The sequence below is a fragment of the Gryllotalpicola koreensis genome (assembly GCF_039538185.1).
GTDB classification, from domain to species: domain Bacteria; phylum Actinomycetota; class Actinomycetes; order Actinomycetales; family Microbacteriaceae; genus Gryllotalpicola; species Gryllotalpicola koreensis.
The window spans coordinates 173,386-193,578 of record NZ_BAABBW010000006.1 but is presented as its reverse complement, the minus strand read 5'-3'; the positions used below and the strand labels follow the sequence as shown (position 1 = coordinate 193,578).

Sequence of the window (20,193 nt, the reverse complement as noted above, 5' to 3'; positions counted from 1 at the left end):
CTCATTCCGAGGGCTTCTTGCGTTGCACTGTAGTTCACGTTCCCTGCAATCCGCTGGCTAATCGTAGGAAAAGTAACGTGAGCGAAACGGGGTCTATTCCGCGAGCCTCGCGATGAGCGCCGCAACGGCCGCCGCAACGGTCTGAGAACGGATTCCTGCCCGGTCGCCGCTGAGCTGGAGGGCGTCGACCCACGTGTCCTGACCGATGGCGACGCCGACGTAGACCGTGCCGACCGGCTGGCCGCCCTGCGGATCAGGACCGGCGACACCGGTGGTCGCGAGACCGATGTCGGCCGCCCGGCCGCCGACGGCGAGCACCGCCCGCACGCGCTCGGCGAGCTGCCGCGCGACGTCCGGATGCACCGGCCCGTGCTCGCCGAGCAGCGACTCGTCGACGCCGACCACACTGTGCTTGAGCTCAGTGGCGTAGACAACCACGCCCCCGTTGACGACGGCCGAAGCCCCCGCAGGCCGCGTGAGCTCCGCCGTCAGCTGACCGCCCGTGAGCGACTCGGCGACGGCGACGGTGAGCCCCCGCAGGGTGAGCGTCGCGACGAGCCCGGCGGTCGCGTCGATTCCGGCCGCGGTCTGTGAGTCAGGCATCCGTCGCCTCCCCCTGCTGCCGGTGCAGCTTCACGGCGTTCCATGCGTAATCGAGCCCGGAGACGACCGTCAGCACGAGCGCGATGGCCATGAACACCCCGTTCACCCAGTGCACCCAGTCGCCGAGCGGAACCCAGAGCGGCACGAGCGCGAGCGAGATCGCGATCGCCTGCGCGATCGTCTTCAGCTTGCCCCCGCGGCTCGCCGGAATGACGCCGCCGCGGATCACCGCGAAGCGATAGACGGTGATGCCGATCTCGCGCACAAGGATGACGATGGTGACCCACCACCACAGCTCCCCGAGGATCGACAGGCCGACGAGGGCGGCCCCTGTGAGCACCTTGTCGGCGATCGGGTCGAGCAGCTTGCCGAGTTCGGTGACGAGCCCCCGGCTGCGCGCGAGGTAGCCGTCGACGCCGTCGGTCGCGATGCCGACGATGAAGAGCACGGCTGCCCACCAGCGCAGGGGGCCGTCGGCACCCGCGTCGGCGAGGAGCATCCAGAAGAAGACGGGCGCGAACAGGATCCGCACGATCGTGATCGCGTTGGGCAGGTTCCAGTTGCTCGGCCGGGCGGGCCGATCGGCTGCGGCACCGGACTGGGTCATGCCTCCAGCCTACGGGCCGCGCCCCCGGCTACTCCGGCTGAGGGGCGAAGCGGTCGACGAAGGCCAGCGCCTCTTGCGCGACCTCTGCCCAGCCGTGGTCGATGGTCAGCGAGTGGCCGCGCCCCGGGATCTCGAGGAACTCGGTCACACCCGGGTTCTTCTCCTGCTGCGCGAAGGTGCCCTTCGTGATCGCAAGGGGAACCGTGTTGTCGTTCGCGCCGGCGATGACGAGCAGCGGGCCGCGGTCCGGGTTCTTCACATCGACCGTCACCTCATTGTGGAACGGGTTGACGTTCGCGACGACCGCCTGGAAGAGCGGCACGCCCGAGGCGGGCACGTGGTACTCGTCATAGAGGCGACGCGCCTCGTCCTCATCCAGGTTGTTCGCCCACCCGTATTGGAACTGCTCGAAGGTGAGCGCGATCGCCTTGCCGCGGTTGGCCGGGTTGCCGAGCACGGGCGCCGCTGACTTGATCGACGAGAGCGGCACGGCGAGAACGCCCCGGAACGGCGCGTTGTCGATCGTGACCGTGACCGCCGCCGCGCCGGCGCCCGCGATCTTCTGGGCGATCAGTCCGCCGAAGGAGTGGCCGATGACGACCGGCTGCCTGGCGAGCTCGGCGATCGCGGCGAGGTAGTGGTCGGTGACCTGCTGCACCATCTTGTGCGCGAACACCTCAGGGTTCGCACGCGCCTCCTCGACGGTCGGCGGGTCGTCGGGCCAGCCCGGTGCCAGCGTCGTGTAGCCGCTGCCCTCGAACAGCTCGCGCCACGCCTTCCAGCTGCTCGAGAGCAGCCACAGCCCGTGCACGAACACGACGGGAGTCCTGCCCGACGCATTCGCGCGGTCGATCTCCTCCTTCTCCCACGCGGTCAGCTCGGGCATCCGGATCACACCTCTTCGTTCGGTGGTGCCAGGTCTGTGAGTCTTCGTCACATCATGGCGGCAACCGGGCCTGAGCGGAAGATGCGGAAGCGATCAGTCTCGGCCGGTCAGCCCCCAGGCATCCTCATCGGAGGATGCCTCGACCTCCTCGAGTCCGTCGAAGTCCTCGGCGAGCGGGTCGCTGCCGTAGCGATCGTCACCGGACGCGGCGGGTGAGGGAGCGGCGACGGATGCCTGGGGCGGAGCGCTCGGACCCGCGGCCGGCGCCGCGGGCGCGTCCTCGCCGCGGATCTTCGCCAGCACCCCGGGCAGCTGCTCGGCCGTGACGAGCACGTCGCGCGCCTTCGACCCTTCAGAGGGCCCGACGATCTCACGGGACTCGAGCAGGTCCATCAGGCGGCCCGCCTTCGCGAAGCCCACCCGCAGCTTGCGCTGCAGCATCGAGGTCGAGCCGAACTGGGTCGACACGACGAGCTCGGCCGCCGCGAGGAGGAGCTCGAGGTCGTCGCCGATGTCGGAGTCGATCTGCTTCTTCTCCGCGGCGGGCACGACGTCCTGCCGGTAGTCCGGCCGCGCCTGACGGGTGACGTGATCGACGACCTTCTGGATCTCGGACTCGTTGACCCACGCGCCTTGCACGCGCAACGGCTTGCCGGCGCCCATCGGCAGGAACAGGGCGTCGCCCTGGCCGATCAGCTTGTCGGCGCCCGGCTGGTCGAGGATGACGCGCGAGTCGGTCACCGAGGTCACCGCGAAGGCGAGGCGCGAGGGCACGTTCGCCTTGATGAGGCCGGTGACGACGTCGACCGACGGGCGCTGCGTCGCGAGCACGAGGTGGATGCCGGAGGCGCGCGCGAGCTGGGTGATGCGCACGATCGAGTCCTCGACGTCGCGCGGGGCGACCATCATCAGGTCGGCGAGCTCGTCGACCACGACGAGCAGGTACGGATACGGCTTGAGCTGGCGCTCGCTGCCCGGGGGCAGCACGATCTCGTTGTTCACGACGGCCTTGTTGAAGTCGTCGATGTGACGGAAACCGAACGACGCGAGGTCGTCGTAGCGCATGTCCATCTCCTTCACGACCCACTGCAGCGCCTCTGCCGCCTTCTTGGGGTTCGTGATGATGGGCGTGATGAGGTGCGGCACCCCGCCGTAGATGGTGAGCTCGACGCGCTTGGGGTCGATGAGCACCATGCGCACCTCTGTGGGCTTCGCACGCATCAGCAGCGAGGTGATCATCGAGTTGACGAAGGACGACTTGCCGGAGCCTGTCGAACCCGCGACGAGCAGGTGCGGCATCTTGGCGAGGTTCGCGACGACATAGCCGCCGCCCACGTCCTTGCCGACGCCGATCGTCATCGGATGCCTGCTGTTCGTCGCCGCCGCCGATCGCAGCACGTCGCCGAGCGACACCGTCTCGCGGTCGGTGTTCGGGATCTCGATGCCGATGGCGCTCTTGCCGGGGATCGGCGAGAGGATGCGGACCTCGTTCGAGGCGACCGCGTACGACAGGTTCTTCGACAGCGCCGTGACGCGCTCGACCTTGACGCCCGGGCCGAGCTCGATCTCGTACTGGGTCACTGTCGGGCCGCGCGAGAAGCCGGTGACCTTCGCGTCGACGCCGAACTGCGTCAGCACCTCGGTGATGGCGCGCACGACCTCGTCATTGGCGGCCGAGCGGGTCTTCGGCGGCGGACCCGCCGAGAGCGTGTTGGCCGACGGCAGCACGTAGGGCTTGGCGGGCTCAGCCGGCTTGATCACCGGAACGACATCGCCGGCCTCGTCGAGCGGCAACAGGTCGTCTGGAGGAATGACCTCGGTCATGTTGTCGCTGCGCAGCCCGGCCGCGCCGTCGGGGATCTCGCCCGTGAAGCGCTTGACGGCCTCTTCGGCGTTCTCGAGCTCGGCGAAGACGTCGATGCCCGACGGCTCGGGCGCCGGCTCGAGCGCCGACGAGAAGCCGCCCTCGGCGGGCTCGGACTCGCCGAAGACATCCGTCAGCCCGTTCGCGTCGTGCTCGAAGTCGGGATCCTCTTCGCGCCCGCTCTTGTTGCGGCGCCACCACGGCAGCTTGTCGGCGTCGGCCGGAGCGTCGTCGTCGACCCCGTCGAGCTCGACCGCGACGCTCTTCTCGGCCTTGGCGGCCTTCGCCGCCTCGCGCTCCTCGTCGGTCGGCAGGCTCGCACCGAACAGATAGGCGTAGAGCTCGTGCAGACGGCGGCCGATGCGGTTCGGCGGCGTCTTCGTGATGATCAGCAGGCTGAGCGCGAGCAGCACGATCATGATCGCGGTCGCCCCGTACTGCGTGGTGACGTGGATGAGCGACGCGCCGATCATCCAGCCGATGACGCCCCCGGCCTGGGCCAGCACGGGCATGCCGTCGACCGCCTGCGGCCGGTCGCTGAAGATGTGGCACAGACCGGACACGCTGATCAGTGCGATGACGAGGCCGATGCCGATGCGGGTGTTGTCGTGCACGGAGGACGGATGCCGGAACAGCCACACCGCGAAGACAAAGAGCACCACCGGCAGCACGAAGGCAACGCGCCCCAGCAGTCCGCCGAACGACCAGGCGTCGAGCGCGTGCGCCCACGACGCATTGATGAAGAACCACTCGACGCCGGCGCCCGCGACCGCGAGCAGCACGAGGAAGAACGGCAGCCCGTCGCGGCGCTCCTCTTTCGCGAGCGTCTCAGGCCCGAGGGCCCGGGCGGCGGCGCCCACGAGGTGGGCGAGCCCCATCCACGCCTTGGCGATCAGGGCATGCTCGGTGCTCTCCATCACGACGGTCTGATTCGCCGGAAGCTTCTTGGTCGGTGCGGTCTTCTGTCGAGTCGACTGACCGCGCGTGCTGCCGCCGCCCGCACCGCGGGCGCGCGCAGACGACTTGGTGCTCGTGGCCATGGTGCGAACGTAGCCGAGAGGTGCGACATCGTCCCGGAATGGGGTCGGAGAGTCTATGAGCCCGCTACGCGGGGAAGGCGCCGTCGACACACCAGCTCAGCACGTCCGGCCACGGGCCGTACCCGTCGTCGATCGTGAGATGACCGCCGCCCGGCACCAGTCGCACGGGAGCGCCGAGCGCGTCGGCGAACTCGACGGCCGGCCCCGCCGGACAATAGGGGTCGGCGTCACCCGACACGAAGAGCGCCTCGCGGGCGCCCAGGCGTGCGGCATCCGTCACCCTAAAGGCGAACTCGGCGACGATCTCGGCCTCGAGGAGCTCGCCTGCCGGCGCGCTCGCGAGCAGCAGGCGGTCGACCTCGAGGGCGCGATCGCGCTGGGCCGCGTGCAGCCACAGCGCGCACGCGAGGCTGTGGCAGATCACGGTGACGGATTCCGCGCCGTCGAGCGCCTCCAGCTCGGCGTGCAGCGCGGCGAGCCACGCCTCCAGCCGCGGCGCGTCCGCGTCGGGCAGCTGGGGGTAGCGCACGGTGTGGCCGCGCGCCACGAGCTCGTCGTGCAGCCGGCGCTGCCAGTGGCCGACGGGTCGGTGGTTCTCCCAGCCGTGCAGGATGAGGAAGGCGGGCGCGCCCACCCCGCTAGGCCTCGATGACCATCGGCACGATCATGGGACGACGGCGGTAGCTCGTGTTCACCCAGCGGCCCACCGTGCGGCGCACGAGCTGCGTGAGCGCGTGGTTGTCGCGCACGCCGTTGCCCGCCGCCTCGCGCAGCGCCTGCGCGATCTTCGGCTTGACGTCGTCGAACACGGCGTCGTCCTCCGCGAAGCCCCGTGCGTGGATCTCGGGCCCGGCGACGATGCGGCCGGTGGCCGCCTCGACGACGACGATGACCGAGATGAAGCCCTCTTCGCCGAGGATCCGGCGGTCCTTCAGGTCGGCATCCGTGATCTCGCCGACGCTCGAGCCGTCCACGTAGACGTAGCCGATGTCGAGCTGGCCCACGACCTGCGCGACCCCCTCGTGCAGGTCGACGACGGTGCCGTTCGAGGCGAGGATCGTGTTCTCGGCCGGGATGCCGGTCTGGCGCGCGAGCTTCGCGCTGGCATCCAGATGCCGATACTCGCCGTGCACCGGCATGACGAACGTCGGCTTCAGGATGTTGTAGCAGTACAGCAGCTCGCCTGCCGAGGCATGGCCGGAGACGTGCACCTTGGCGTTGCCCTTGTGGACGACGGTCGCGCCGAGCTTCGTCAGGCCGTCGATCACGCGGTAGACCGAGTTCTCGTTGCCGGGGATCAGGCTCGAGGCGAGGATGACGGTGTCGCCGGGGCCGAGCTCGATCTGGTGGTCGAGGTTGGCCATGCGCGCGAGCACCGCCATCGGCTCGCCCTGCGAGCCGGTCGACATGTAGACGATCTTGTTCTCGGGAAGGTCGGCCGCCTTCTTGTAGTCGATCAGCACGCCGTCAGGCACTTTGAGGTAGCCGAGCTCGGCGGCGATGCCCATGTTGCGCACCATCGAGCGGCCGAGCAGCGCCACGCGGCGCCCGTGCTGGGCGGCGGCGTCGAGCACCTGCTGAACGCGATGCACATGGCTCGAGAAGCTCGCCACGACGACGCGGCGCGGCGCGTTCGCGATGACGTTCGCGAGCACGGGGCCGATCTCGCGCTCGATGGGCGTGAAGCCCGGCACGTCGGCGTTGGTCGAGTCGGGCAGGAACAGGTCGACGCCGTTCTCGCCGAGGCGCGAGAAGGCGCGCAGGTCGGTCAGCCGCCCGTCGAGCGGCAGCTGGTCCATCTTGAAGTCGCCCGTGTGCAGCACGACGCCGGCCCAGGTCGTGATGGCGACGGCCAGGGCATCCGGAATGGAGTGGTTGACCGCGATGAACTCGAGCGTGAACGGCCCGAGGGTCTCGACGTCGCCCTCCTTCACCTGCAGCGTGTACGGCTTGATGCGGTGCTCCTTGAGCTTCGCCTCCACGAGCGCCAGGGTCAGGCCCGAGCCGATGAGCGGGATGTCGCCACGCAGCTTGAGCAGATAGGGCACGGCGCCGATGTGGTCCTCGTGGCCGTGCGTGAGCACGATGCCGATGACGTCGTCGAGGCGGTTCCTGATCGGCCCGAAGTCAGGCAGGATCAGGTCGACGCCGAGCTGGTCGGGCTCGGGGAAGAGCACGCCGCAGTCGACGATGAGGATCTTCCCGTCGATCTCGTACACCGTCATGTTGCGCCCGACTTCGCCGAGCCCCCCTGTGGGGAAGACACGCAGGGTGTGCGGCTCGAGTGCGGGCGGGTCGAAGACGGCTTCTGCCATGGATCCTTCTCTGTCGGTTGCGGATGCCTGACCCGAGCGTGCCTAGCGCGTTGCGCCGGCGACCTTGGGCAGGGCGCCGCCCGCGGCCGCGTTGCGGTCGGGGCGGAAGTTGCGGAAGTCGACGCCGTCGACCTCGCGGACGAGGCTGAGCTCGTCCTCGATGACGGCGGCTTCGTTGTCCTCGGGGCCGACGAGCGGCAGCCGCACGCGCGGCGAGCCGATGCGGCCGAGGCCGTGCAGGATGTACTTCGCCGAGACGGTGCCGGGGATGTGCGTCATGACGGCGCGCACGAGCGGCTCGAGCTTCCGATGCTGGGCCGTCGCGGCCTTGAGGTCGCCCCGGTTCACGGCGTCCACGATGGTGCGATAGGGGCGGGCCGTGATGTTCGCCGTCACGCCGATCAGCCCGGAGGCGCCGATCGCGAGGTGCGGCAGCACGTTGGCGTCGTCGCCGGAGAAGTACAGGAGATCGGTGTTGTTGAGCACCCGGCTCACCTCGGCGAAGTCGCCCTTGGCGTCCTTCACGGCGCGGATGTTGGGATGCTTTGCGGCCCGCAGCAGTGTCTCGTAGGTGATCGGGACCCCGGTGCGGCCCGGGATGTCGTAGAGGATCACCGGCAGGTCCGTCGCATCGGCGATCAGCCGGAAATGCGTCAAGATGCCCGACTGCGTCGGCTTGTTGTAGTACGGCGTGACGATCATGATGCCGTCGATGCCGAGCTTCTCGCTCTTCTTGTAGAGCTGGATCGCGTGCGCGGTCTCGTTCGAGCCGCCCGCCTGGATGATCTTGGCCCGCCCCGCCGCGACGCTTTTCGCGACCTCGATGAGCCTCAGCTTCTCGGCGTCCGTCAGCGTCGACGTCTCGCCCGTGGTGCCCGAGACGACGATTCCGTCTGCCCCGTTCACGATCACGTCGTCGATGTGCTTCTCGACGCCGGCCCAGTCCACTTCGCCGTCGGCGGTCATGGGCGTGACCAGGGCGACCAGCACCTGGCCGAACGGGTTCTCGGTCGACATGCCCTTCAGGTTACCGGTTCGCCCCGCCTTGGAACTGCGTCACTATTCGTCACGTCCCGCCCGAAGACGTCCGCGCGCACGTACCGTTGAATGCGAAATGTCTCCTCTCGCAGCAGTCCTCGCGGTCGTCGGCCTCATCGCCGTGACGACCGTCGTCGGCCTGATCTGGAAGCGGCGCAACGGTCGCGTGAGGCTCGCGGCCGACACCGCAGAGATCGTGAGGCCGACGGATGTCGGCACCGACGCCCCCTTCGGAGAGAGGGCGACCCTGCTGCAGTTCTCCACCGAGTTCTGCGCCTACTGCCCGGCCACCCGCCGGGTGCTCGGCGGTCTCGCCGATCACAACGACGGCGTCGAGCACGTCGACGTCGACCTGACGAACTCCCCCGAGCTCGCGCAGCGCTTCCGCGTGCTGCAGACGCCGACCACGCTGCTGCTCGACGGCCGCGGCGCGGTGCGGGCGCGGATCGGCGGCGCTCCGAAGCGCGCCGAGCTCGAGGCATCCCTCGCAGACATCCTGAATGGAACCCGACATGTCGCAGCCTGATCTCCGCCCCCTGCCCGGAACCCAGGGCATCGACCCGCGCGGGCCCCGATTCTCCGCCGGCATCACCGCCGTGCTGCTCGCCGTCGACCTCGTGCTCGGTCTCGTCGGCGCGACGCTCGCCGCCTGGATCCTGCTCGTGGTGATCGCCGTGCTGTTCCTCTGGGGCGCGGTCGCCGGTGTGCAGAGGCATCCGTACGGCGCGCTCTACCGCGCGCTGGCGCGCCCGCGCCTCGCGGCGCCCGCCGAGCTCGAGGACCCCGCTCCCCCGACCTTCGCGCAGCTCGTCGGCCTGATCATCACCGGCATCGGCGTGATCCTCGGGATCTGGTTCCCCGTGATCGTCGTGATCGCCGCCGCGCTCGCCTTCGTCGCCGCGTTCCTCAACTCGGTGTTCGGCTACTGCCTCGGCTGCCAGATCTATCTGCTGCTCGTCCGCGCGGGACTCATCCGCCGCGGCACAGGGTCTGCCGCGTAACCCTCCCCGCTCATAGGCTGGCGGGGAACCGCCCCTGCGGATGCGGGGCGGCCGACCCAACCGAGGAGGCACCCCATGGCTCTCACGAGCGAAGCATCGGCCGTCTGGACCGGCGACCTGGCGAGCGGCAGCGGCGACATCACGCTCGACTCGTCCAAGCTGGCGACGTTCTCCTACAACTGGAAGGCGCGCTCAGAGGGCGAGAGCGGCGTCTCGACGCCGGAGGAGCTGCTGGCCGCCGCGCACGCGGGCTGCTTCGCGATGGCGTTCTCCAACGAGCTCGCCTCTGCCGGGCACACCGCGACCCGCGTCGCGGCGACGGCCGCCGTGACCTTCGATGCCGGCCAGGGCGGCATCACCGGCAGCCACCTGACGGTGGATGCCGAGGTCCCCGGCATCTCGGAGGACAAGTTCCAGCAGATCGCCGCGGCCGCGAAGGCCGGCTGCCCGGTCTCGAAGGCGCTCGCCGGCGTCGAGATCACCCTCGAGGCGAAGCTGAGCTGACCGGCGTCATTGCGCTGCTAGCACCTAGTACTTCAGCAAGGAGAACGTCTCGATGCCGCGGGCCTCGAGCTTGGCGCGGCCGCCCAGCCCGTCGAGCTCGAGGGCCACGGCGAAACCGGCAACCTGCCAGCCGGCCCGTTCGATGAGGTTCACCGCGGCAAGAGCCGTGCCGCCCGTCGCGAGCACGTCGTCCACGATCAGCACCCGGCTCCCGGGCGGCAGCTGGTCGACGTGCACCTCGAGAGCTGCGGTGCTGTACTCGAGCGCGTACTCCTGACTGAGCACGGCGCGGGGCAGCTTCCCCGCCTTGCGCACACTCAGCACGCCCGCACCCGACACGAGCGAGGCGGCGCCGGCGATCAGGAATCCGCGCGCCTCCAGGCCACCGAGGTAGTCGAAGCGGCCGGCGAACGGAGCGGTGAGCGCCTCGGCGAGTGCCTTGAGCGCCGGGCCGTCGGCGAACACCGGCGTCAGGTCGCGGAAGGTCACGCCGTGCTCGGGGAAGTCGGGGATCGACGCGATCAGGCTGTCGACAAGGGCTGCTTCGGGGGTGAGGGTCACGGGAAGAAGCCTAGGCGCGCGGCCGGGAGAGCCGGATCGCCTCGCGCAGCGCCCAGCGGGCGCGTCGGCGGTCGCCTGAAGCGTCATAGGCGAGCCCGAGCCGGAACCACGCCCGCCAGCTCTCGGGCTCGGCTTCGACCTCTGCCTTGTACTTCGGAAACTCCTCGTCGGCGGCCTCGCGCACGGGGCGGCCGGATGCCGTGACCGCGTTCTCGACGGGCAGCCCGCCCTCCGCTGCGAGCTGCTTCACGAGCCGCTCGGTCTGGAACCCGAAGCGGATCTCGCGCCACAGCGCCCAGATCGCGATGAGCGGGAACACGATCAACGCCGAGCCCGCGACGATGCCGAGCGTCGTGCCCGCCTCGAACAGCAGCACCGCGCGCTGCCCCGCGATCACGATGTAGATCAGCAGCAGCAGCGCCATGAACAGCGCGGCGAGGCGGTTCCTCATCGCTCGCCCGGTGCGATCCCGAGGTCGATCAGTGCGTCGAGACCGACGGTCAGCCCGGTGCGCTCGGCCGCGGCGCGGAGCGCGAGCAGGATGCCGGCCGAGTACGCGCTCGGGCTGATGACGTCGTGCCTGATGACGAGGGTCTCGCCGTCCGCGCCGAAGGTGACCTCCTGCCGGGCGGAGACGCCGGGCAGCCGCAGGCTGTGGATCGGCACGGTGCCGACCTGCTGGCCGCGGGCGCGCTGGTCGATGTGCGGCGCCGCGACCGGGCCGAGCTCGCCGCGCGCGGCCTGGATCAGCTCGGCCGTGCGCACGGCCGTGCCCGACGGCGAGTCGACCTTGCCCGCGCCGTGCGTCTCGACGATCTCGATCGCGTCGAAGAACCGGCTCGCCGCCGCCGCGAAGGCGGTGCCGAGGGCGCTGCCGAGCGAGAAGTTGGGGATGACGACGACGCCGCGCTCCGGATGCCGCGCGAGCAGCGTGCTCAGGCCGGCCAGGCGCTCCGACGACCAGCCCGAGGTGCCGACGACGACGTTGCGGCCGTGCGTCACGGCGTAGTCGACGATGCCTGCGCTCACCTGGGGAAGCGTCACGTCGAGGACGACGTCGCTCGGGGCATCCGCCGGCCCCAGCATGTCGGCGTGCTCGCTCGCCGATCCGAGTCGCGCCACCACCTCGAAGCCGTCGGTGCGGTCGAGCAGCGCCGTCGCCGCAGAGCCCAGCTTGCCGGTCGCGCCGACCACGGCCACGCGGATCGTCATACTGTCCAGCCTAATGTTGATGGGGTGCCCTTCGAATCCGTGCCCGTGGCCGACGCCCGCGCCCAAGAGCTGCTGGCCGAGTACTTCGAATACCGCATCGCGACGTTTCCGTTGATGGGTGGCTACGTCGTGAAGCTGCCCGACGCCGCGGTGTTCACCCTCCCTGCCGGGGAGTTCGTGCTCGCGCTCGATGAGACGGGAGCGGCGATCGGATGCGGCGGCATCCGCCGTCTGCCCGATGACGTCCTCGGCGGCGAGCCGCGCGCGGTATGGGAGGTCAAGCACCTGTGGGTGCGGGACGCCGGCCGCGGACGGGGCACGGGCCGTGCGCTGCTCGCCGAGCTCGAGCGCCGGGCCGTCGGCCACGGCGCGACGACGATCGTGCTCGACACGAACAGGAGCCTCGTCGCCGCGAACAGGCTGTACACCTCGAGCGGCTACCTCTCGATCCCGCCCTACAACGACAACGGGAACGCGACCACCTGGTTCCGCAAGGACCTCTGCTGACGCAAGACGCTCTACGAGCCGGCGACGTGCTCACCGGCGAACGCATGGACTCGAGAAGCCGACTGCGGCGCGCCGGGCAGGGACCGGCGCGCAAGACAAACTCAGAACGGCAAGATCTCGGGCAAGCCGGTGCGCAGCTCGGCGGGCAGATGGCCGAGGTCGTTGAAGACCAGCAGCTCCGGCTTCTTGGCCGGACGGTGGCGGATGACCGTGAGCGACGCGTTCGCCGCGTTGAGGCCGAGCCAGCGCCAGGTGGGGGCATCCATCACCTCGCGCACGAACCAGGCGATCACGAAGTTGTGCGTGATCAGCAGGTCATGGCGATCGGCGCGCGACGGCGCGAGGAACTCGGCGACCGCGTCGTCCATCTGCGCGCGTCCCGCCTCGATCTGCGCCTCGCTGACGCCGTGGAAGAACGGCTCGAAGGATTTGGGGGTTCCCGGCTCCGGACCGGAGGGGATGCAGTCGAAGAGCAGGTTCGACGGCTCCGGTTCGATCGCGGGCAGCCGCTCCGCCAGCACGCGCGCGGTCTGCTCGCCGCGGGTGAGCGGCGAGTGATACGTGCCCGTGAACGGCACGCCCCCGAGCCGATCGGCCAGCATGCGGACCTGGCGGATGCCGCGCGGCGACAGGGGCCCGTCCTCCATGCCGTGCTCCGCGTCCTGCTGCTCGCCGTGGCGCACGAGGTACAGATAGTGCGTCATCCGATGCCCAACCCCTCGAAGGCGCTCTCGTCGAGGTCGCCCACCGCAGCCAGGGTCGGCGGCACCGCCGCCAGCTCGGCCGCGAGCTCACGTACCTCGGGCGCCGTGACGAGCGTGAGGCGGCGCAGGCTCTCGTCGAGGTCGCTGAACTCGCCCATGCTGATCTCGGCGCGGCCGAGCCGGGTCATCCGCGTGTCAGAGTCCTCGAGGGCGAGCGCCGTGGCGCCGGAGAGCTGCCCGACGGCTCGCCGCAGCTCCTCGCCCGTGATCCCGAACTCGGCGAGACGGGCGAGCTCTTCGCGAGCCAGCTCGACGACCTGGGGAGCCTTGTGCGGCGCGCAGCCGGCGTAGACGCCGAACAGGCCGGCATCCGAGAATCCCGCGGCGAAGGAGTAGACCGAGTACGCCAGCCCGCGCTTCTCGCGGATCTCCTGGAACAGGCGGCTCGACATGCCGCCGCCGAGCACCGAGTTGAGCACCGCGAGGGCCGTGCGCCGCTCATCGGTCGCGACGAGTCCGGGGACGCCGAGAAACAGGTTCACCTGCTCGACCGGGCGCTGCATCGTCACCACACGGGACCGGTACCCGAGTTCCGCCGGCGCCACCGGACGCCTGGCCGCGGGTTCGCCCTGGTCGGCGAACCCACCGCGGGCGAGCGCTGCCGTGACGTCGGCGACGAGGCGGTCGTGGTCGACGGCGCCCGCCGCGGCGACGACGAGCTGCTCCGGGCGGTGGGTCGCCCGGTAGTGCTGCCAGACGCCGTCTCGCGTCGCGGCGCGGATCGTGGCGGGGTCGCCGCCGATCGGACGGCCGAGCGGATGCCCGCCCAAGACGGCCTTGTAGAGCTGCTCGCTCGCGGCGTCGGCCGGATCGTCCTCGGCCATCGCGAGCTCTTCGAGGATCACCTGGCGCTCGTTGTCGAACTCGTCGGGGTCGATCAGGCTCGCGGTGATCATGTCGCCGATGACCTCGACCGCCATCGGCAGGTCCTTGTCCTGCACCTTGGCGTAGTAGCAGGTGTACTCCTTGCTCGTCGCCGCATTGTGCTCACCGCCGACCGCGTCGAACGACACGGCGATATCGAGAGCGGTGCGCGTCTGCGTACCCTTGAACAGCAGGTGCTCGAGGAAGTGCGTCGAGCCGAAGCTCGCGCTGTGTCCCTCGCCCGCACCGGTCTCATCGCGCGAGCCGACGGTCACCCAGAATCCGACCGTGGCGCTGCGCGCACCCGGCACGCGCTCGCTCAGCACGCGGGCGCCGCCCGGCAGGACCGTGCGACGCACCAGCGCGTCGCCGGATGCCGCGAACGCCAGCTCCGTCACATCCAGCGGAAGAGTCACAGCGCCGTTCATCACCTGCCACTCTATGGGGCTGCCGGAGCGCACCGCACGGCGGACGGATCCCCCTCTCCTTGTGACACACCGAGACGGCGTGTCCCCTGGAATGAGGACGCCCGGGCGCGCCGCTGGATATACTGTCGACCTGAGCGCCGGCCCCACAAGCGCGCTAGTTTTTCCCCGCCATCAGCATTTTCATAGCCCGCCAGAAGGACTCGCTGAATGATTCCGACCGCCGTCGCCCCACGGCCCCCCGCCCCCGCCAAGCTGAAGATCCTCGAAGTCGCGGATCGACTCTTCTACAACGAGGGCATTCACACGGTCGGTGTCGACCGGATCATCAACGAAGCGCACGTCACCAAGGCGACCTTCTACAAGCACTACCGCTCGAAGGACCTGCTGATCGTCGCCTATGTCGAAGGCAGGCACCTGCGAGCGAAGTACCTGATCGACGAGGCGCGGGCGAACCTCACCGACCCGGCCGCCGTGATGCGCGCGCTCGCGACCCTGATCGGGCAGATCGCCACCCGGCCCGGCTTCCACGGCTGCCCGTTCATCAACGCCGCCGCGCAGTTCAGCGACGCCGCGCACCCCGTACGGCAGGCGGTCTCGCGCCACCGCGCGTGGGAGCGCGCCCTCATCGTCGATGTCGTCGCCGAGCTCGGCCACCCCGCCCCCGAGGACGCGGTCGACGACCTGGTCCTGTTCCGGGACGGCGCGCTCTCGGGCAGCAACGTCGGCGACCCCGAGCGTGCCTATCGGGCATTGGCACGAGCCGTCGAGCGCATCATCGCCGAGCGGTCGGCCGGGGCGGGCGAGCAGCTGCTCAGCGCGTAGGCACGGCTTCCGCCGCAGCTGCCTCGGGCGCCGCGGCGAGACCGAGCTGCGCCGCCGCACGGGCGGCAGCATCGAGCGTGCGCGCCACGGCTGCGGCATCCGTCTGCGCGTTGCTGACCGAGAATCGCAGCACCGCCCGCCCGTGCCAGCGCGACGGCGACGCATAGGCGACCCCGCCCGCGAGCAGGGCGTCGCCCAGCGCGAGCGTGGCCGCGTCGTCCGGAGCGGCCACGCAGACCTGGGTGAACACCACGTCGTTGACGATGCGGAGGCCGGGGATGCCGCGCAGTCCGGCCTCGAGCGCGGCGGCCGCCGCAGCGAGCCCGTCGACCAGCGCCGCGACCCCGTCGCGGCCGAGCTCGCGCAAGGCGGCCCACACGGGAACGCCCCGTGCACGCCGCGAGAGCTCGGGCACGAGATCGTGCGGCTCCGACATGCTGCCGTCCTCGGGGAGGTAGGCCGCGGTGAAGCCCATCGCCTCGGTGAGCGCGCTGCGGTCGGCCACGACCGCGACACCGCAGTCGTACGGCGTGTTGAGGGTCTTGTGCGCGTCGGTCGCCCACGAGTCGGCTTCGGCGAGGCCGGCGGTCAGGTGCCGCAGTCGCGGCGACGCGGCGGCCCACAGTCCGAACGCGCCGTCGATGTGCGCCCACGCGCCCGCGGCGTGAACGACCTCGATCGCGGCGGCGAAGTCGTCGAAGCCGCCCGAGTGCACATTGCCGGCCTGCAGCGCCACGATCGCAGGCCCCTCCCCCTCCGCCAGAGCGCGCTCGAGCGCCGCGACGTCGACGCGGCCCTGGTCGTCGGCGGGAATCAGCTGCGGCAGGCCGAGCCCCGCCATACGACCCGCGGATTCGACGGACTCATGTCGCTCGGCCCCGGCGAGGAACCGCACGCGCGGACCGCCGGCGAGCCCGTCGCGGCCGCTGTTCCAGCCGACGCGGTCGAGCACGCGGTCGCGCGCCGCCGTGAGGCAGGTGAAATTCGCGGTCGTGGCGCCCGTCACGAAGCCGAGCCCTGCGGACGCCGGCAACCCGAGCAGCTCGAGCAGCCACCCCGCCGCGAGTTCCTCCGCGCCGGTCGTCGTCGGGGTCAGCCGCATCCCCGTGTTCTGATCCCAAGCGCTCACCAGCCAGTCGGCGCCGAGCGCGGCCGGCAGCGTACCGCCGATGACGAAGCCGAAGAAGCGGGGAGAGGGCATGCCGACGAGACCCGGCTCGCCGGCGACCGCCAGGCGCTCGACGACCTCTCGCGCAGAGGCACCGGTGGCCGGCAGCTCGCGCCCCAGGGCGTCTTTGATCTGGTCGATGTCGGCCTGCGGTGCGATCGGCCGCTCAGGCAGCTCGGCGAGCCAACGGCTCGCATGCCGGTGCGCGACCTCCAGCGCGGCGTCGAATTCCTCGAGCTCACTCATGAGACGGCATCATGGCCCGACGCGGGCGACGCCGCCATACGCGGTTCAGCGAACCGTTTCGACCGCCCTGTCGAGCTCGAGCATCTGCGCGCGCGTGAGGCGCACCGCCGCAGCGTCCATCAGCAGGTCGACCTGCTCCGGGCGCGTGACCTGCACGATCGGCGCGACCACGCCGCGCTTGGCGAGCAGCCAGGCGAGCTGCGTCGTCGCCGGCGGGGCACCGAGCTCGGCCGAGACCCGATCGAGCGCGACGCCGATGCGGTGCTCGCGCCCCCGGCCGGCGAGCACATCGGCGGCCCGCTCGGGCTCGGGCTTCACGACGCGCGCGTTCATGGCTTGGCTGAGGCGTGCGCTGCGACCCCACCCGGCCAGCACCTTGGGCGGCAAAGAGGGGCTCGCGAGCGCGAGCGAGGCAGCCGTCGCATCGGGGAGAAAGCTGAGCTGCTGTGCTGCGGCGACCATGCGCATCTCCGCGTCGTCGGTCGATTTGCCGGTGATGTCCCAGTCGAGGCGCACCGCGACGATGCGCGGCAGCCCGTTGCCCGCAAGCACCCGCGCCTCGAGCAACGCGTCGCCGCTCGCACCGACGGCGCCGAGGTGGCGCACCTTGCCCGCGGCGACCAGCTCGTCAGCGGCGCCGAGCAACTGCTCGAGCCCGAGATCGAGGCGGGCGGCCTCGCTGAGGTCGAGCACGAGGAGGTCGATGCGGGCGAGCCGCAGGCGCCGAAGAGCCGCCTCGACCGCACGCACAAGCCGGTTCGGCCCGCTGGCGCGCTCGCCGTCACGCTCGACCGAGGGCGTCAGCAGCGTCAGCGCCTTGCTCGGCCGGTTGCCGGCGAGCCAGGCCGCCACCAGTTCCTGGCTGCGGCCGGAGCCGTCGTCGTCGCTCACGTCGTAGAGGCTGCCCCCGCGGGTCGCGAAGCGGTGCAGGATGCGCTCCGCCGCGACCTCGTCGACGGCCGCCAACCGGGCGGTTCCGAGCGCGAGCGGGAACACCGAGAGCTCGGTCTCGCCGACGCGGCGCTCGGCCAGGATCGGCACGGGGCGGGTGAACGCGGCATCATCTTCGGCGAAGATCAGCGCTTCGCTCTCGACGCCCGTCTCCAGCGCGCCCCTGCCCGATTGGCTGACATGCGCTCGTGCTCCCACGGGCGAGTAGTCGCTCACGTGGCCCCCTTCCCCTGTGAGAACGGCGCGCCCCCGCACCGGCCTCACGGGATGAGGTTATGTCAGCCCTCCGACATCGGCTGCATCGGTGCGGGCGAATCACGCAACCGTTATCAAATGTTCGCCGAAGCGACAACAGGCAGAACACAAGAGAAGACGGATGCCCGTCCCAGATCGGCTGGGGCGGGCATCCGTCTTCGTTGAATCGCTGTTCGCCTACTCGGCGGCGACGGTCTCCTCCGCGGGAGCCGCGGCCTCGGCCTCGGCGATCACCGGGGCGAGCGAGAGCTTGCCGCGGTCGTCGATCTTGGTGATCTCGACGAGGATCTTCTGGCCGACGCCGAGCACGTCCTCGACGTTCTCGACGCGCTTGCCGCCGGCGAGCTTGCGCACCTCGGAGATGTGCAGCAGGCCGTCCTTGCCGGGAAGCAGCGAAATGAACGCACCAAAGGTCGCGATCTTGACGACCGTGCCCAGGAACTGCTCGCCGACCTCGGGGTTCGTCGGGTTCGCGATCGCGTTGACCTGCGCGCGGGCCGCCTCGGCGCTCGGGCCGTCGGTAGCGCCGATGTACACGGTGCCGTCCTCTTCGATCGAGATCTCGGCGCCGGTCTCGTCCTGGATGGCGTTGATCGTCTTGCCCTTCGGGCCGATCAGCTCACCGATCTTGTCGGTCGGGATCTGCACGCTGATGACGCGCGGCGCCGTCGGAGCCATCTCGTCAGGGCCGTCGATCGCCTGGTTGATGACGCCCAGGATCGTGATGCGGGCATCGTGCGCCTGCTGCAGCGCACCGGCGAGGACGGACGAGGGGATGCCGTCGAGCTTGGTGTCCAGCTGGATGGCCGTGACGAACTCGCTCGTGCCGGCGACCTTGAAGTCCATGTCGCCGAGCGCGTCCTCCGCGCCGAGGATGTCGGTGAGGGCCGCGTACTTGGTCTCGCCGTCGACCGTCTCGGAGATGAGCCCCATCGCGATGCCCGCGACCGGCGCCTTGAGCGGCACGCCCGCGTTGAGCAGCGAGAGCGTCGAGGCGCAGACGGAGCCCATCGAGGTCGAGCCGTTCGAGCCGAGCGCCTCGGACACCTGGCGGATGGCGTACGGGAACTCCTCACGCGAGGGCAGCACCGGGACGAGCGCGCGCTCGGCCAGGAATCCGTGCCCGATCTCGCGGCGCTTGGGGCTGCCGACCCGGCCGGTCTCACCGGTCGAGTACGGCGGGAAGTTGTAGTGGTGCAGGTAGCGCTTGTGCGTCACCGGCGACAGCGAGTCGATCTGCTGCTCCATCTTGAGCATGTTCAGCGTGGTGACGCCCAGGATCTGGGTCTCGCCGCGCTGGAAGATCGCCGAGCCATGGACGCGCGGGATGACCTGCACCTCGGCGTCGAGCGGGCGGATGTCGCGCAGGCCGCGGCCATCGATGCGGACGCCCTCGGAGAGGACGCGGCCACGCATGACCTTCTTGGTGACCGACTTGTAGGCCGCAGAGACCTCGCCGGTGGCCGACTCGGGCAGCTCGCCCGCCTGGACCTTGGCCGCGATGGTCTCCTTGACGCGCGCCTTGAGGGCGTCGTCGGCGTTCTGCCGCTCGATCTTGTCGGCGATCTGGTAGATCGGACCGAGCTCGGCGAGAGAGAGCGCCTCGACAGCGGCGTAGGTCTCAGCCGTGTACGGCAGGAAGATCGGGTAGTCCTGGACCTCCTTCGCCGACTGCGCGGCGAGCTTCGCCTGCGCCTCGACGAGGGTCTTGATGAACGGCTTCGCGGCCTCGAGACCCTGGGCGACGACGTCCTCGGAGGGCTTGGTCGCGCCGGCCTTGATGAGATCCCAGCTGTGCTCGGTGGCCTCGGCCTCGACCATCATGATCGCGACGTCCTCGTTGCCGGCGGCGTCGGTGATGACGCGGCCCGCGACGACGATGTCGAACACCGCGTTCTCGAGCTGCGAGTTCTTGGGGAAGGCGACCCACTGGCCATCGATGAGCGCAAGGCGCACCCCGGCGATCGGGCCGCTGAAGGGCAGGCCGGAGATCTGGGTCGAGGCGGATGCCGCGTTGATCGCGAGCGCGTCGTAGAACTCGTCGGGCGCGATCGAAAGCACGGTGATGACGATCTGCACCTCGTTGCGGATGCCGTCGGCGAACGACGGGCGCAGGGGACGGTCGATGAGACGGCAGACGAGGATCGCCTCGGTCGAGGGGCGGCCCTCGCGGCGGAAGAACGAGCCGGGGATCTTGCCGGCGGCGTACGAGCGCTCCTCGACGTCGACGGTCAGCGGGAAGAAGTCGAAGTTGTCCTTCGGCTGCTTGCTGACGCTCGTCGCGGAGAGCAGCATCGTGTCCTCGTCGAGGTAGGCGGCGACGGCGCCCTGCGCCTGCTGCGCGAGGCGGCCGGTCTCGAACCGGACGACGCGCTTGCCGAACTTGCCGTTGTCGAGAACGGCCTCGGCGAACTTGATTTCGGGACCTTCCATTGAGGTCTTACTCCTTTGAGTTTTCCGCGCCGCCGTGTTGCGGCCGCGGGCATACGCGAGGAGCAGGGATCAGACAGGACTGAGAGCGGTTGCGCTCGTGCTGGCCACCAGTAGAAGGTCACGG

At 70.3% G+C, this 20,193-nt stretch carries 20 protein-coding genes; 5 read left to right on the top strand and 15 right to left on the bottom strand.

The window, feature by feature from the left end; all coding sequences use genetic code 11:
* Positions 1-93: 93 nt before the first annotated feature.
* The 7 genes from ABD708_RS18095 to dapA all read right to left on the bottom strand — a co-directional run bounded on the left by ABD708_RS18095 (position 94) and on the right by dapA (position 8,332).
* Positions 94-603, bottom strand: a complete 510-nt coding sequence (locus tag ABD708_RS18095) for a CinA family protein (RefSeq protein WP_344757109.1) — start codon at positions 601-603, stop codon at positions 94-96.
* Complete coding sequence (gene pgsA, locus ABD708_RS18090) at positions 596-1,210, bottom strand: CDP-diacylglycerol--glycerol-3-phosphate 3-phosphatidyltransferase (protein ID WP_344757107.1); 615 nt, start codon at positions 1,208-1,210, stop codon at positions 596-598. Before pgsA ends, ABD708_RS18095 begins: the two co-directional genes overlap by 8 nt.
* 28 nt (positions 1,211-1,238) lie before the next feature.
* Positions 1,239-2,096 (bottom strand): alpha/beta hydrolase, encoded by an 858-nt coding sequence (locus ABD708_RS18085; protein ID WP_344757105.1) that lies wholly within the window; start codon positions 2,094-2,096, stop codon positions 1,239-1,241.
* A gap of 93 nt (positions 2,097-2,189) precedes the next feature.
* Entirely contained in the window at positions 2,190-5,000 is a 2,811-nt protein-coding gene (locus ABD708_RS18080; protein ID WP_344757103.1) for an FtsK/SpoIIIE family DNA translocase, read from the bottom strand.
* A gap of 64 nt (positions 5,001-5,064) precedes the next feature.
* On the bottom strand, positions 5,065-5,634 hold the full coding sequence (locus ABD708_RS18075; protein WP_344757101.1) for an RBBP9/YdeN family alpha/beta hydrolase: 570 nt from the start codon (positions 5,632-5,634) through the stop codon (positions 5,065-5,067).
* A 4-nt stretch (positions 5,635-5,638) separates the two neighbouring features.
* Entirely contained in the window at positions 5,639-7,315 is a 1,677-nt protein-coding gene (locus ABD708_RS18070; protein WP_344757099.1) for a ribonuclease J, read from the bottom strand.
* Between the two features lie 42 nt (positions 7,316-7,357).
* Entirely contained in the window at positions 7,358-8,332 is a 975-nt protein-coding gene (gene dapA / locus ABD708_RS18065) for a 4-hydroxy-tetrahydrodipicolinate synthase (RefSeq protein ID WP_344757097.1), read from the bottom strand.
* A 97-nt stretch (positions 8,333-8,429) separates the two neighbouring features.
* Here dapA and ABD708_RS18060 point away from each other — a divergent pair, with 97 nt between their 5' ends.
* The 3 genes from ABD708_RS18060 to ABD708_RS18050 all read left to right on the top strand — a co-directional run bounded on the left by ABD708_RS18060 (position 8,430) and on the right by ABD708_RS18050 (position 9,858).
* A complete protein-coding gene (locus ABD708_RS18060; protein WP_344757095.1) occupies positions 8,430-8,879 on the top strand; it encodes a TlpA family protein disulfide reductase in 450 nt (149 codons plus the stop codon).
* Positions 8,866-9,354: a DUF4395 domain-containing protein gene (locus ABD708_RS18055; RefSeq protein ID WP_344757093.1), complete on the top strand. Its 489-nt coding sequence runs from the start codon at positions 8,866-8,868 to the stop codon at positions 9,352-9,354. Before ABD708_RS18060 ends, ABD708_RS18055 begins: the two co-directional genes overlap by 14 nt.
* Before the next feature lie 75 nt (positions 9,355-9,429).
* A complete protein-coding gene (locus ABD708_RS18050; protein ID WP_344757091.1) occupies positions 9,430-9,858 on the top strand; it encodes an OsmC family peroxiredoxin in 429 nt (142 codons plus the stop codon).
* Positions 9,859-9,882: 24 nt separating this feature from the next.
* Here ABD708_RS18050 and ABD708_RS18045 read toward each other — a convergent pair whose 3' ends face one another.
* Genes ABD708_RS18045 through dapB form a run of 3 tightly spaced genes read right to left on the bottom strand, consistent with a single transcriptional unit; the run spans position 9,883 to position 11,631 of the window.
* Positions 9,883-10,419, bottom strand: a complete 537-nt coding sequence (locus tag ABD708_RS18045) for an adenine phosphoribosyltransferase (protein ID WP_344757089.1) — start codon at positions 10,417-10,419, stop codon at positions 9,883-9,885.
* 10 nt (positions 10,420-10,429) lie between these two features.
* Positions 10,430-10,870 (bottom strand): hypothetical protein, encoded by a 441-nt coding sequence (locus ABD708_RS18040; RefSeq protein WP_344757087.1) that lies wholly within the window; start codon positions 10,868-10,870, stop codon positions 10,430-10,432.
* Complete coding sequence (gene dapB, locus ABD708_RS18035; RefSeq protein WP_344757085.1) at positions 10,867-11,631, bottom strand: 4-hydroxy-tetrahydrodipicolinate reductase; 765 nt, start codon at positions 11,629-11,631, stop codon at positions 10,867-10,869. Before dapB ends, ABD708_RS18040 begins: the two co-directional genes overlap by 4 nt.
* A 24-nt stretch (positions 11,632-11,655) precedes the next feature.
* Between dapB and ABD708_RS18030 the strand changes: the two genes are divergently transcribed.
* The gene (locus tag ABD708_RS18030; RefSeq protein ID WP_344757083.1) at positions 11,656-12,138 is read left to right on the top strand and encodes a GNAT family N-acetyltransferase; all 483 of its coding nucleotides are present in this window, start codon (positions 11,656-11,658) and stop codon (positions 12,136-12,138) included.
* Between the two features lie 101 nt (positions 12,139-12,239).
* Here the strand turns inward: ABD708_RS18030 and ABD708_RS18025 are convergent, their stop codons facing one another.
* Both ABD708_RS18025 and ABD708_RS18020 read right to left on the bottom strand, forming a co-directional pair.
* On the bottom strand, positions 12,240-12,842 hold the full coding sequence (locus ABD708_RS18025) for a histidine phosphatase family protein (RefSeq protein WP_344757081.1): 603 nt from the start codon (positions 12,840-12,842) through the stop codon (positions 12,240-12,242).
* The gene (locus tag ABD708_RS18020) at positions 12,839-14,194 is read right to left on the bottom strand and encodes a M16 family metallopeptidase (protein WP_344757079.1); all 1,356 of its coding nucleotides are present in this window, start codon (positions 14,192-14,194) and stop codon (positions 12,839-12,841) included. Before ABD708_RS18020 ends, ABD708_RS18025 begins: the two co-directional genes overlap by 4 nt.
* A 207-nt stretch (positions 14,195-14,401) precedes the next feature.
* Between ABD708_RS18020 and ABD708_RS18015 the strand changes: the two genes are divergently transcribed.
* Positions 14,402-15,016 carry a TetR/AcrR family transcriptional regulator gene (locus tag ABD708_RS18015; RefSeq protein WP_344757077.1) on the top strand — a complete coding sequence of 205 codons (615 nt, stop codon included), beginning with the start codon at positions 14,402-14,404 and terminating at the stop codon, positions 15,014-15,016.
* Here the strand turns inward: ABD708_RS18015 and ABD708_RS18010 are convergent.
* From ABD708_RS18010 to ABD708_RS18000, 3 genes are all read right to left on the bottom strand, one after another.
* A complete protein-coding gene (locus tag ABD708_RS18010; RefSeq protein WP_344757075.1) occupies positions 15,006-16,430 on the bottom strand; it encodes a pyridoxal phosphate-dependent decarboxylase family protein in 1,425 nt (474 codons plus the stop codon). The two genes, ABD708_RS18015 and ABD708_RS18010, sit on opposite strands and share 11 nt — an antisense overlap.
* A gap of 45 nt (positions 16,431-16,475) precedes the next feature.
* Positions 16,476-17,597, bottom strand: a complete 1,122-nt coding sequence (locus ABD708_RS18005) for an aldo/keto reductase (RefSeq protein WP_344757073.1) — start codon at positions 17,595-17,597, stop codon at positions 16,476-16,478.
* A gap of 216 nt (positions 17,598-17,813) precedes the next feature.
* Positions 17,814-20,069, bottom strand: coding sequence for a polyribonucleotide nucleotidyltransferase (locus ABD708_RS18000; RefSeq protein ID WP_344757071.1), 2,256 nt, complete (start codon positions 20,067-20,069; stop codon positions 17,814-17,816).
* Positions 20,070-20,193 lie beyond the last annotated feature (124 nt).

Coding starts and splice junctions, on each gene's coding strand:
- ABD708_RS18070 (WP_344757099.1), bottom strand. CDS start 7,315: ATGGCAGAAGCCGTCTTCGACCCGCCCGCACTCGAGCCGCACACCCTG.
- ABD708_RS18060 (WP_344757095.1), top strand. CDS start 8,430: ATGTCTCCTCTCGCAGCAGTCCTCGCGGTCGTCGGCCTCATCGCCGTG.
- ABD708_RS18015 (WP_344757077.1), top strand. CDS start 14,402: ATGATTCCGACCGCCGTCGCCCCACGGCCCCCCGCCCCCGCCAAGCTG.
- ABD708_RS18010 (WP_344757075.1), bottom strand. CDS start 16,430: ATGAGTGAGCTCGAGGAATTCGACGCCGCGCTGGAGGTCGCGCACCGG.
- ABD708_RS18000 (WP_344757071.1), bottom strand. CDS start 20,069: ATGGAAGGTCCCGAAATCAAGTTCGCCGAGGCCGTTCTCGACAACGGC.
- ABD708_RS18055 (WP_344757093.1), top strand. CDS start 8,866: ATGTCGCAGCCTGATCTCCGCCCCCTGCCCGGAACCCAGGGCATCGAC.
- ABD708_RS18050 (WP_344757091.1), top strand. CDS start 9,430: ATGGCTCTCACGAGCGAAGCATCGGCCGTCTGGACCGGCGACCTGGCG.
- ABD708_RS18080 (WP_344757103.1), bottom strand. CDS start 5,000: ATGGCCACGAGCACCAAGTCGTCTGCGCGCGCCCGCGGTGCGGGCGGC.
- ABD708_RS18085 (WP_344757105.1), bottom strand. CDS start 2,096: ATGCCCGAGCTGACCGCGTGGGAGAAGGAGGAGATCGACCGCGCGAAT.
- ABD708_RS18040 (WP_344757087.1), bottom strand. CDS start 10,870: ATGAGGAACCGCCTCGCCGCGCTGTTCATGGCGCTGCTGCTGCTGATC.
- dapA (WP_344757097.1), bottom strand. CDS start 8,332: ATGTCGACCGAGAACCCGTTCGGCCAGGTGCTGGTCGCCCTGGTCACG.
- pgsA (WP_344757107.1), bottom strand. CDS start 1,210: ATGACCCAGTCCGGTGCCGCAGCCGATCGGCCCGCCCGGCCGAGCAAC.
- dapB (WP_344757085.1), bottom strand. CDS start 11,631: ATGACGATCCGCGTGGCCGTGGTCGGCGCGACCGGCAAGCTGGGCTCT.
- ABD708_RS18025 (WP_344757081.1), bottom strand. CDS start 12,842: ATGACGCACTATCTGTACCTCGTGCGCCACGGCGAGCAGCAGGACGCG.
- ABD708_RS18095 (WP_344757109.1), bottom strand. CDS start 603: ATGCCTGACTCACAGACCGCGGCCGGAATCGACGCGACCGCCGGGCTC.
- ABD708_RS18020 (WP_344757079.1), bottom strand. CDS start 14,194: ATGAACGGCGCTGTGACTCTTCCGCTGGATGTGACGGAGCTGGCGTTC.